This window comes from Aquidulcibacter sp. (genome assembly GCF_044346625.1).
Taxonomy (GTDB): Bacteria; Pseudomonadota; Alphaproteobacteria; order Caulobacterales; family Aquidulcibacteraceae; genus Aquidulcibacter.
Genome location: NZ_JBIIYV010000036.1, coordinates 24,710 through 34,215, shown reverse-complemented (window position 1 = coordinate 34,215; position 9,506 = coordinate 24,710). Strand labels below are relative to the sequence as shown.

Annotated in this window: 12 protein-coding genes; 4 read left to right on the top strand and 8 right to left on the bottom strand. The window is 54.9% G+C overall.

The features are described 5' to 3' along the window. Positions 1–244: 244 nt before the first annotated feature. Genes queC through queD form a run of 3 tightly spaced genes read left to right on the top strand, consistent with a single transcriptional unit; the run spans position 245 to position 1,985 of the window. Entirely contained in the window at positions 245–985 is a 741-nt protein-coding gene (queC, locus tag ACIQ20_RS10310) for a 7-cyano-7-deazaguanine synthase QueC (RefSeq protein WP_395780004.1), read from the top strand. After that, the gene (queE, locus tag ACIQ20_RS10305; protein WP_395780002.1) at positions 982–1,617 is read left to right on the top strand and encodes a 7-carboxy-7-deazaguanine synthase; all 636 of its coding nucleotides are present in this window, start codon (positions 982–984) and stop codon (positions 1,615–1,617) included. The genes queC and queE overlap by 4 nt, the downstream gene beginning before the upstream one ends. Next, a complete protein-coding gene (gene queD, locus ACIQ20_RS10300) occupies positions 1,614–1,985 on the top strand; it encodes a 6-carboxytetrahydropterin synthase QueD (RefSeq protein ID WP_395780000.1) in 372 nt (123 codons plus the stop codon). Before queE ends, queD begins: the two co-directional genes overlap by 4 nt. Here the strand turns inward: queD and ACIQ20_RS10295 are convergent. From ACIQ20_RS10295 to ACIQ20_RS10270, 6 genes are all read right to left on the bottom strand, one after another. Further along, the gene (locus tag ACIQ20_RS10295; protein WP_395779998.1) at positions 1,982–3,115 is read right to left on the bottom strand and encodes a GNAT family N-acetyltransferase; all 1,134 of its coding nucleotides are present in this window, start codon (positions 3,113–3,115) and stop codon (positions 1,982–1,984) included. The genes queD and ACIQ20_RS10295 overlap by 4 nt on opposite strands. Positions 3,116–3,461: 346 nt before the next feature. Continuing rightward, positions 3,462–3,935 (bottom strand): hypothetical protein, encoded by a 474-nt coding sequence (locus ACIQ20_RS10290; RefSeq protein ID WP_395779996.1) that lies wholly within the window; start codon positions 3,933–3,935, stop codon positions 3,462–3,464. Between the two features lie 128 nt (positions 3,936–4,063). After that, positions 4,064–4,606 (bottom strand): DUF3833 domain-containing protein, encoded by a 543-nt coding sequence (locus ACIQ20_RS10285; RefSeq protein WP_395779994.1) that lies wholly within the window; start codon positions 4,604–4,606, stop codon positions 4,064–4,066. 67 nt (positions 4,607–4,673) lie between these two features. Beyond that, the gene (locus tag ACIQ20_RS10280; protein WP_395779992.1) at positions 4,674–5,375 is read right to left on the bottom strand and encodes a hypothetical protein; all 702 of its coding nucleotides are present in this window, start codon (positions 5,373–5,375) and stop codon (positions 4,674–4,676) included. A gap of 57 nt (positions 5,376–5,432) precedes the next feature. After that, positions 5,433–6,131 (bottom strand): pirin family protein, encoded by a 699-nt coding sequence (locus tag ACIQ20_RS10275; protein ID WP_395779990.1) that lies wholly within the window; start codon positions 6,129–6,131, stop codon positions 5,433–5,435. A gap of 3 nt (positions 6,132–6,134) precedes the next feature. Beyond that, entirely contained in the window at positions 6,135–6,710 is a 576-nt protein-coding gene (locus ACIQ20_RS10270) for a flavodoxin family protein (protein ID WP_395779988.1), read from the bottom strand. Between the two features lie 139 nt (positions 6,711–6,849). Here ACIQ20_RS10270 and ACIQ20_RS10265 point away from each other — a divergent pair, with 139 nt between their 5' ends. Further along, the gene (locus tag ACIQ20_RS10265) at positions 6,850–7,761 is read left to right on the top strand and encodes a LysR family transcriptional regulator (RefSeq protein ID WP_395779986.1); all 912 of its coding nucleotides are present in this window, start codon (positions 6,850–6,852) and stop codon (positions 7,759–7,761) included. Here ACIQ20_RS10265 and ACIQ20_RS10260 read toward each other — a convergent pair whose 3' ends face one another. Both ACIQ20_RS10260 and ACIQ20_RS10255 read right to left on the bottom strand, forming a co-directional pair. Continuing rightward, complete coding sequence (locus tag ACIQ20_RS10260) at positions 7,762–8,589, bottom strand: META domain-containing protein (RefSeq protein ID WP_395779984.1); 828 nt, start codon at positions 8,587–8,589, stop codon at positions 7,762–7,764. Further along, the gene (locus ACIQ20_RS10255) at positions 8,574–9,491 is read right to left on the bottom strand and encodes an SDR family NAD(P)-dependent oxidoreductase (RefSeq protein WP_395779982.1); all 918 of its coding nucleotides are present in this window, start codon (positions 9,489–9,491) and stop codon (positions 8,574–8,576) included. The genes ACIQ20_RS10260 and ACIQ20_RS10255 overlap by 16 nt, the downstream gene beginning before the upstream one ends. Positions 9,492–9,506 lie beyond the last annotated feature (15 nt).

Below are 9,506 nucleotides of genomic sequence, written 5' to 3'. Positions count from 1 at the left end.
GGCGAACGGACAGTATCAGGTCTGTGGGATATCATCGGCTCCCTCGTCACCATGTTCAAACCAGAAGAGTGCCGAAACTACTTCGCTAGCTGCGGATATGATGCACATTAAGTGGAAAATGCTCTAAGTCATGCTTAGCAAAGGGCCTAAATAAACCTTCTGCGCTCAAGCTGTTTCGGTTTCGCGGAAAATAGGCTATGGAGCCATCCCTTCCCCCCCGCTTTGCTTCCGTGAAAGTCTCCTCGTGATTGAGCCCAAAAATGCGCTTGTCCTGTTTTCAGGCGGTCAGGATTCGACGGCCTGCTTGGCGTGGGCGTTGTCGCGCTATGACCGCGTCGAGACAATTGGCTTTGATTACGGCCAGCGGCATCGGGTGGAATTGGATCAGCGTTTGGTGATTTTGGAGGCGATCCGCGCGTCTATGCCGGGCTGGGCAAGTAAATTGGGCGATGACCACCTCTTGGACTTAGGGCTTTTGGGTCAAATTTCGGATACGGCGCTGACACGCGATACCGCCATCGTAATGGCAGAATCTGGCTTGCCGACGACGTTTGTTCCCGGTCGCAATCTGGTCTTTTTGACCTTTGCTGGTGCATTGGCCTACCGGCGTGGGTTGGGTGTTCTGGTTGGCGGCATGTGCGAAACGGATTTCTCTGGCTATCCCGACTGTCGCCGCACGACTTTGGATGCGATGGAGCAAGCCTTGTCACTGGGAATGGACGTCTCGTTTAAGCTTGCAACGCCCCTCATGTATCTGACCAAAGCACAGACCTGGGACCTTGCCTTTGCTTTAGGTGGCCAAGCTTTGGTTGATTTAACTATCGAACATTCTCACACCTGCTACACAGGTGACCGTACGTTACGCCACGACTGGGGCTACGGGTGTGGCATCTGTCCCGCGTGCGAGCTTCGGGCCGCAGGCTGGCAGCAATGGCAGGCCCAGCATCATGGTCAAGGGATGCTAGGCGCGCGCGTGACACCATGACCTATATGGTAAAAGAAAGTTTCTACACCCTGCAAGGCGAGGGGGCCCAAGCAGGCCGTCCGGCTGTGTTCTTGCGTTTTGCGGGCTGTAACCTTTGGAGCGGACGTGAGCAGGACCGCAGTGAAGCCGTCTGCCAATTCTGCGACACAGATTTTGTCGGCACCAATGGCGAAGGTGGTGGCAAGTTTGAGACGGCAGAAGCCTTGGCCGAGGCCGTCGCTTCGCTCTGGCCTGATCTTCAGAAAGGAAGCCCCTATGTCGTCTGCACAGGCGGCGAACCCCTATTGCAGCTTGATGCGCCTTTGATTGCGGCACTCCATCAGGCGGGCTTTGAGATTGCGGTGGAGACCAATGGTACAATCGCGGCCCCCGACGGGCTTGACTGGATCTGCGTCAGCCCAAAAGCCAATGCGGCATTGGCTCAGCACAGTGGCCACGAACTAAAGCTTGTCTACCCTCAAGCTTTGGCCATGCCAGATCAGTTTGAGGCCTTGGCTTTTGACCACTATTATCTTCAACCGATGGACGGGCCGCACACGGATAAAAACACCCAAGCTGCGGTCGCCTATTGTCTTGCCCATCCACAATGGCGATTGAGCCTGCAAACACATAAAATGCTTGGAATCCCGTGACCCGCTGCCTCTTGACCAAAAGCGTAACTTTTGACGCCGCCCATCATCTCCACCAAGGCGATGAAAGCCATCCCTATCGCCGTTTGCATGGCCATTCCTTCCGTCTGGACGTGTCGGTTGAGGATGAGGCAGATGGCAAAGACCATTGGGTGCGCGACTTTGCAGAGCTGGCCAAGGCTATCGGCGAGGTGCGCAATGTCCTCGATCATTCCTTCTTGAATGAAATCGAAGGCCTAGAGACGCCAACACTTGAGAATATTTGTGCTTGGGTGGCAGAGCGTTTGAAGCCGACACTACCCAATTTGCGTCGCGTTTCGGTCGCCCGGCCTTCGCTGGGCGAAATGTGTACCCTTGAAATTGGCTTTTAGGCAGCGGGTTCCTGCATGCGCTCAGCTAAGCGCGCTTGAAGACGGATTTGCGCACGTTCGAGCAATCGCAAGAAAGCAAGCACTTGGCCTCTAAGTGAGACTTCGCACGCCCGTACAATGTGGGCTCGCCGCCACAAACTCAACCAAGCGCGTTGCAAGCGGTCGTTCTTTACGGGCAGCGCCAAAGCTTGGCCGACTTGGCCTTCATAGCAAAGCGGGCCGTCAATCGTCATAGGCGACTTATAGGCTTCTCCGCCGCTGCCAAAATCAAATACCTTCATCCCAAGGCCTGCAGTGTGACGGATGATGTCGAAGGTCAAAAGCAGGCCTGGGGAATAGCGACTATAGGCCGGGTTATAGGCCGGAAACCAGAAATGCACATCTTGACCTTCGAGCAAGCAGATTTCAGCGGCGACCAACTCGTCTCCACGACGATAAACGCCGGCCCGCAAGCTAGCGCTGCCAGTCTTCTGCGCTGCGAGCGCTAAAAGCAGGTCGCGGGTCCAGCCACAGCTAAACACATTATGCATGCCAGAGCGCTTGTATTGGTCTATTTTCAAGTTAAGGACCCAGTCCAACAACGCAGGGGAGACGTCTGTCCATTCAAACTTAAGATCGGGCAAATCCTTGGCGACATTGCGGGTGCAGCGGCCTAAGTTTTTAAAATACTTCGGTGCACGGGCCTTTTGGGTGGCGAACCAAGCTTCAAAGCCATCCGGTACATCTGCAATTTGGCGATGCTTGACGATTGGTGCGGGGTCCAAACCATCAGAACCAATCAGACCGTTGAACTCTAGGCGCTTTGCCCCTGCCGCGGCCAATAAGCGCGACCAGTCCGGAGCATAGCCTGCCTTCATAACTGGCGCATGGTAATCCGCCAATGGGGCACCAGCGGGTTGCAAGCTCTGCCCCCGCTTTTGATAAGCGAAGAAGCCAACAATTTCTTCGCCGTCATGAAAACGCGCCAACATGCTGCCAGGTGTATGGGGCGCAATCGCTTTCAAGAAATCAGCGGAAAAATAAGGGCTGGCCAGATCAGAGTTCGCTTCGCGAAAGGCACAGAATAGCGCTTCCTCAGTTTCAGTAATTCCATCAAGGGATGCAATTGAAACATGACTAACTTTGGACATCGCGAGAATCTCTTTCGAAAAAGTTTTTAACCTCACTAGCAAAAAATGGCCCAACCTACTCAGCCTTGCGTAAAGATAGCTGGTGTTTCTAATTGGTAAATTCTCACGTTTCTGTGATTGCCTAAACCAACACGGCCAATTTTAGCGGATTGAACCGCTCGGATGTACCAAACTTGGACCGCCTCTGCGTCGAGCAGAGCAAGCGAAGAGGCTCGACTGTTTAAAATAGAGACACACTAAAGACGACAAACGAGGGTCGGAGGGCTACAGTCAACTATAAAAATAGCGGAGCCCGTCTAGGCCCCGCTTTTCTATGGCAACCAATGGAGTTTAATTTGAAGGCTCTCTAGCCCGGAACTGCCTGAGCCAGCTTGCGTGCGAAGGCTGACAGCGTCCGATCCGCATCCGACCAGATCCAAGCCGTGTCCGCCCAGATGATGTCGCCTGTCCAATCATAGCTGGCTTGGCCGATCTGATTGCCTGCTGCATCAAAAGCCTTGCCAGACACATCTGCGCCGCCAATGCCAAAGCTCTGCATCGATAGACCTGGCTTATCTCCCAATTCCTTGAAGGTCGGGCGATTGGCGGTCAAGTCATGGATTACCACTTCGACCCGGGCTACCCGATCATTGAGGCTATCGCGCAAGCTACGCTCTAGCATGTCCTGAATGACGGCTTTTTCGCGAACGCCATAGGTCTTCTCAATCTTCTTTTGAGCCTTCTCGTCATAGGTAACAGTGACTTGAAGCGGATCAGCAGATGCCGCTGAAGCAAATGTCATCGCCAAGAGCAGTGCAGCGGCCGAAAACAACTTCACCATGTCTTTCTCCTCGTCGTCAAACCCATTTGCGGGATCTGATGTTGGGCCCAACTCAGCTTAGAATGATGGCAAAATCATGTTTCGGCAAGGGGCCCAACATTGAATTTTTGGCACCATTCTTCCTCAAACTAGGGCTTAACAGGTTGAAACACGATCGTTGCTTCACCAAAGACGATCCCGAACTTTTTCACTTTCGCCCGATTGATCAAAATGCCGTCGGGTTGCAGCCACATTCGGTCATCAAAGGTCACCAAAACGGTGCGTTCGCCAACTTTCAAGTCAACATCATAGACCCATGACAATTGATTGCCCTGAATCAGGCCACGCGCGACACCGCGGACATCGCCTGCAGTCCCCTCATAGCTATTAGGGCCGGTCTTTTTGATTTTCCAGATCCGCTGCTCTTTCACGCCATCGGCATAATCAAAGCGCTCATCAAGGGTAAGGACAGAGCCATCCCACTGGCCATCGATGTCGACCTTGAACTGACGGATAAGGGTACCATTTCGGTCTTGGAATACGCCCCAAGCGGTGGTCTTGCCCTTGAAATAATCTTCCAGAACAAGCTGTTGTGGCGCTTTGGCAGTTGGTGCAGCGGCGGTCGTGGCACAACCGGCGACGCTGAGGGCAACGGCGGTTAGGGCGGCTGCCTTTTGGAGGGCTTTGAGCATGATGATTACCTTTCAAAGCTCTTTACGCGCCAAGCAACCAATCGGTTCAGTGGAACTTGCTGGTTACTCAGTCGCCGCGTTCGAGGTTTGGACTTTCAGCATCCTCAACCGAGATGTCGGCCTCATAAGTCTTTGCCATGCGGACCAACATCCCCGCATCATGACTGAGGCGGGCCGCGAATTGCGCCACCCGTACTTGAGCCAGCGCGACAGACTGGCTGATGGACTGGATTTCAGAGCTATTCTCAAACCCGTCTTTCATCTGGGGGATGTTGAGGCCTTTGGGCCCGCGACGCAGGTCAAATGGCGGAAGAACATAACGAAAAGCCTCATGCCCAAAGTCGAGATAAAGGCTATCTGACTCACTATTGAGCAAGTTCAATCCACCCTCTGCAGCCATTTTTGACAGGCGATCGAGACTATCGAGCAATTCTTCAATGCGGGCCGCTTGCAGGCCGCGCATCAAATCGTGCGCGGTCGACTGACCAATCCGCAGCGCTTCGGCGACCTCGGCCAAGCGCTCCAACGCCTGATCGACGTAAGCGGCAGTGCGTTCCAAGGTGCGAACTGCGGCATAAACCTCGGTGAATTTCTTGCGCTCAGCCCGAGGATCCCGCCACGCCGCGTGCCGTAAGGCGCGGGTTAAGGCAGCAGGCTCCATCAAAGGCGTGTCAGGCCCATTCGGTCGCGGTCCGATCGGTCGTGGGCTTGGTTTATGGTCAACACCGCGGCGCGTACGCTTTGGAGAGGGATGCTTGTTGAACAACATTCTGGCCGTCCTGCTTTCGAAGAACGGCCAGCCTCGCATGTTAGCCTCAATGCCGTGTTAAGGTGCGTCGACCAATACCAGTTCGGCGTCCACAATTGCTTTAATGGTCAAAAGAGGCTCATCCAAAATGGCGGCGGCATCGCGCTCATAGAGGTCAATTCCATTGAGTTCGACGACGCCCTTAGCCGCGGCCAAATAGGCGTGACGGCCAGCGCCCAGATCATAGGTGACGCTCTCACCCGCTTTCAAAGTCGCACCCAAGACCCGGGCTTGTTGGCGGATCGGCAAAGCCCCTTCATCTTCTTCAAAGCCCGAGGCCAAGGTCACAAATTGACCCGAACGATCACCTTTGGGGAATTTTGCTGCCCCCCAAGATGGGGCTACTCCGGCGCTTTCTGGCAAGATCCAGATTTGAAAGAGCGTCGTCTTCTCATCTTCCATGTTGTACTCGGCGTGGGTGATCCCCGTACCGGCGCTCATGACTTGAACGTCGCCCGCCTCTGTGCGGCCGACATTGCCCAAGCTGTCCTTGTGAGTGATCGCACCTTCGCGCACATAGGTGATGATTTCCATGTCGGCATGGCCATGGGGATCAAAGCCAGTTCCAGGCGCAATCTCGTCATCATTCCACACCCGGATCGTGCCCCATTGGGTCCGCTTTGGATCATGATAGTGGCCAAAGGAGAAATGATGGCGGGCGTTGAGCCAGCTATTCTTAAAGCGGCCCAGACTGTTGAACTCGCGTTTCTCAATCATAACTCAACCTTTCATTTTCTGTGTGATTTCTGTGATGCGGACGCCATAGAGGCGGGCAAATTCGCGGTCGCCAGGAGGCGGGGTTATGTCGGGTGCCGCATTGTCAGACTGAGTGGCAACACCAACATAATAACCTAAACGATTGACCACGTCAGGGGCTGCATCACTGTTGCTATGTGCGCCAGGTGCCAGACCTGTGCCCACCCAGATCATGCCTTGCTGCATGGCCAAGGTCAGGATGGAGTTTAGGGAATTGCCCTTATCGCCAGCAAAGCTCAAGGAATTGGTGAAACCACCAGCCACTTTGTCTTTCCAGCCCAAGGTGAACCAGACTTTGGAACTCGCCTCAAAAAAGGCTTTCAAGGGCGCTGAGATATCGCCCATATAGGTTGGTGCGCCGAAGATAATGGCGTCTGCCGTGCTTGCTTCATCCAAGATCGCGCTGAAATCCTGTGCGGCAGACTCAATCTTCAACAGCACGGCTTCACCGCCGGCCTCGGTCACACCTTTGGCGACATGTTGTGCCACTACAGCCGTATGGCCATAACCAGAATGATAGATGATTGCGATTTTCGTCATGGGAGTAGACCTTTTTTCAATCCGCCGTCAAAGTTGCGACAGATGTTGAAACGCCTTATGGACGAAAGCGGATTGTTCGAATACTAGGAAGAAATGAAACCCATTGTTTCGGGATTTATGTCAGTAGATGGTGGCGCGGATGAGCCTTGATCTTGATCTATTGACGACCTTTGCCAAAGTCGCGGAGCGTTCTAGCGTGACCGCTGCGGCGCGCGATCTGAATTTGTCTAAGGCGACGGTGTCAAAGCAGATTGCAGAGCTGGAGCAAAAGCTTGGGGTTTTGCTGTTTGCCCGCACGACACGCCTCTTTTCGCTCACTGATGCTGGCCAGCGCGCCTATGCCCGGGCGCAGCGCATCATGGAAGAGGCTGACGCCTTAGCCGATGAAGCCCGTGAAAGCCGTGAAGTGCCGCGTGGCAATTTAAAGATCGCAGCACCACAGGCATTTGCGCGCCTATGGCTGGCAGACCTCTTGCCTGAATTCATCCGCGCCTATCCCGAAATCAGCCTCGAGTTTGGCGTGGATGAGCGCACCGTCGATATGGTGGCGGACAATTTTGATGTGGCAATCCGCATTGGTACCATGCCAGATTCCAGCCTGTTGGCGCGCAAGCTAGCGCCTGTGCGTCTTTTGACGGTTGCAGCCCCCGCTTATTGGCAAGAGCGCGGCAAGCCACGCAGGCCAGAAGACCTCGCGATGCATTGCTGCTTTCGCTACACCAACACGCCCAATCATTCGTTCTGGCGTTATGTAGACTCGAAGGGCAATGATCTGCGGGTGCGGGTGCAGGGGCCGATCACCATCAATGGCGGCGAGATCGAAATGCCATCCCTGCGTGAAGGCCTTGGCGTGGCTTATCTGCCAGACTTTTTGGTCTGTAATGATTTGCGCGCAGGGAGGCTGGAGCGGGCACTGGAAGACTTTCGCTCACCAGAATTGACACTGCATCTCTTAAGCCCGCCGGGTAGGGGCAAGCCTAAGCGCTTGGAAGTATTTGCGGACTTCATGGTCAAGAAGTTTGGAGGGCGAATTCCTCCTTGGCACGTCTAGCTAGTTGCCCGCTTCAAAGATCAGCACGTCTGGCGATCCGGTGGATTTGAGGATGAGCTGGTTACCCGTCAAACTGATCTGATCGACTTGGCTAAGGGCCGCCATAAAGGCCGCTTCAGTGGCCATGGGATCACCAATTGCAGCCAAGCAAGCCCGCTCGGTCTGCATCATATTCATGAAGCGCGATTTTCCTGCCGAGCGCTGGTGCACGCCGGAAAATTGATTGCATCCGGTCGAGCCGCTGATGCGATTGGATTCAAACGTAACTTGCGGGCGCTGGCTTTGGCGATCTAGCGCCTGTCCATTCAAGCTAACCAAGGCCCAGGATTTGCCATAGAGGCTTAGCCCTGTCTCTGGCCGAGCGCTAATGGTTTGGAGCCGCGCCAGTACGCGACTACTGGCCGATAGCAAGCGCACTTCGCTGCCAAATTTGCTGATCTGATTGGTGGCGCGCAAGGCAGCCAACATCTGGACTTCTAAATTCTTAGCGGGGCCAATGCAGGCCATCTTGGTTAGGCCGAGTGGTCCAAAGCGCATGGATTGTGCGCCCGACCGCACGAGCTTCCCGTTGAAGCGATTACAGCCAGTTGAGCCACGAACACCATCGTCAGGCAAAAAGATCACGGTGGCCTTTGGGGCATCCTCGCCGCGATTGAGCGGGCGACCACCCAACTCGCTGGCCACAAACTCCCCCTCCAGCACCAAAACCGGCTTGGGCGCACCTTTCGAGGGTGCATGAACGCCATGGCTAAAGGCGGGGCTGGCGACTAGTGCTACCAGCCCGCACAAAGCGAGCGTGAGGCCAGTCTTGCTTAGACTGGATCCCACGTGAAGACGCCGGCTGTTGCTTCCAAGCCCATGAACCCACCTTTCAAAGCAGGCAGTCCATGTTCGATCAGTGTCTCTGGTGTCCATCCGTCAATCCTCGATACCGAGCGGACAGGCCTTGGTTGGTCAAAGACGACCACTTCATTGCCGCGTACGCCGAATATTTGACCTGTTACATGGCTGGCTGCAGCTGAACACAGGCTGACTGCGAAGGTGGCGACCTGATCGGCGCGCATACGGGTGCGAATACGCTCGACCCGTTGGGCGCTGGCTTCATCCTTCACGGGGATGGTGGCGATCATGCGCGTCCAAGCAAAGGGCGCAATGACGTTGGAGCGAACGTTCTTTAATGCCCCTTCCATCGCGATGATTCGCGAAAGGCCAGCAACACCCATTTTGGCGGCGGCATAATTGGCTTGGCCAATATTGCCGATGATGCCGGAGGTGGAAGTGAAGAGCACATAGGCCCCATCTTGTTGTTCGCGGAACAATTCCACACTGGCGCGGGTGACATTATAAGCGCCGCGCAAATGCACATCGATCACGGCATCCCAATCGGGCTCAGACATTTTGTGGAACATGCCGTCGCGCAAGATGCCTGCGGGATTGATGATAGCGTTCAAGCCACCAAACTCATCCTTGGCTTGCTCAATCATGCCTTTGACGGCGGCGAAATCGGTCACTGATTCAGAATTGGCGACAGCCTCGCCACCCGCTGCTTTGATTTCATCGGCGACCGCTTGGGCTGGCCCGACTGAGCCTTCATCGCCTCCGGTGACAGAACCACCCAAATCATTGACGACAACTTTCGCCCCAGCGGCCGCGGCTTGCAGCGCGCATTCGCGGCCAATGCCATTACCACCGCCTGTGATCAGAATGACTTTACCGTCTAAAACGCCCATGGTCGTGCTCCCTAA